1 protein-coding gene and 1 pseudogene are annotated in these 1211 nt (G+C 66.2%); both read left to right on the forward strand.

Annotated features, from left to right (window positions below):
• A pseudogene (locus EN935_RS36675) lies at positions 1 to 399 on the forward strand (ornithine carbamoyltransferase); the annotation flags it as partial.
• A 95-nt stretch (positions 400 to 494) separates the two neighbouring features.
• A partial coding sequence (locus EN935_RS36680) for an Hsp33 family molecular chaperone (protein ID WP_127374270.1) occupies positions 495 to 1211 on the forward strand: 717 nt, incomplete at its 3' end.

The raw sequence follows: 1211 nt of genomic DNA on the forward strand, positions 1-1211 counted from the left end.
GCCCGGTTCCGCTTCAACCTCAACGTCGCCGTTCCCGAGGGCAGTGAGCCCGCGCAGAAGCATATCGACTGGTCGCAGGCACATGGCGGCAAGCTGCACTTCACCCGCTCGCCCGAGGAAGCCGTCGATCAGGCCGACTGCATCGTCACCGATTGCTGGGTGTCGATGGGCCAGGAGCATCGCGCCCGCGGCCACAACGTGTTCTCGCCGTACCAGGTCAATGCCAAGCTGATGGCCAGGGCCAAGCCGGACGCGCTGTTCATGCATTGCCTGCCAGCGCACCGCGGCGAGGAGGTGACCGACGAGGTCATCGACGGACCGCATTCGGTGGTCTTCGACGAGGCCGAGAACCGGCTCCATGCCCAGAAGGCCGTGCTCGCCTGGTGTCTTGGCGCATGAAGTGTCTGGGAGCTTGATCTGCGGGGGTGTGATGCCTATTTGCGCCGCATCACGCAAATCAAGCGCGTTTCGACGCATGCGCCCCGGAGGGCGGCATGGCCGCGCCCTGGAGCTTTGTCATGTTGGAAACCTATCAAGTGACTGAACATCACCCCAAACTCGGCGAATTCGGCTACGCCGGCGACGATCACGTCGTGCCGTTCGAGGTCGGCCCGCTCGATGTACGCGGCCGCACCGTCCAGCTCGGGCCGATGCTCGACGCCATCCTCGGCCGCCACGATTATCCCGAGCCGGTCGCCCGCCTGCTGGCGGAGGCCTGTGTGCTGACGGTACTGCTCGGCACATCGCTCAAGTTCGAGGGCAAATTCATCCTGCAGACCCGCACCGACGGGCCTGTCGACATGCTGGTCGCGGATTTCTCCACGCCCTCGGCATTGCGCGCCTATGCGCGTTTCGATGCCGACCGGCTGGAGGCGCTGGTCGCGGCAGGCGAAACGTCGCAGCAGACCCTGCTCGGCAGTGGCGTGCTGGCGCTGACCATTGACCAGGGCGCTCATACGCAGCGCTATCAGGGTATCGTCCAGCTCGATGGCGAGACGCTGGAAGATGCGGCACGCACCTATTTCCGTCAGTCGGAGCAGATTCCGACCGATCTCAGGCTGTCGGTGGCCAAGTTGCTGACGCCCGGCCCCGGCGGCGCCCGCGAGCAGTGGCGCGCCGGTGGCATCCTGGCGCAGTTCCTGCCGCAGTCGCCCGAGCGCATGCGCGTGCCGGATCTGCCGGGTGGCGATGGCGATCCGCGCGAGGAGATC

It is taken from the genome of Mesorhizobium sp. M7D.F.Ca.US.004.03.1.1 (genome assembly GCF_003998635.1).
GTDB lineage: Bacteria > Pseudomonadota > Alphaproteobacteria > Rhizobiales > Rhizobiaceae > Mesorhizobium > Mesorhizobium loti.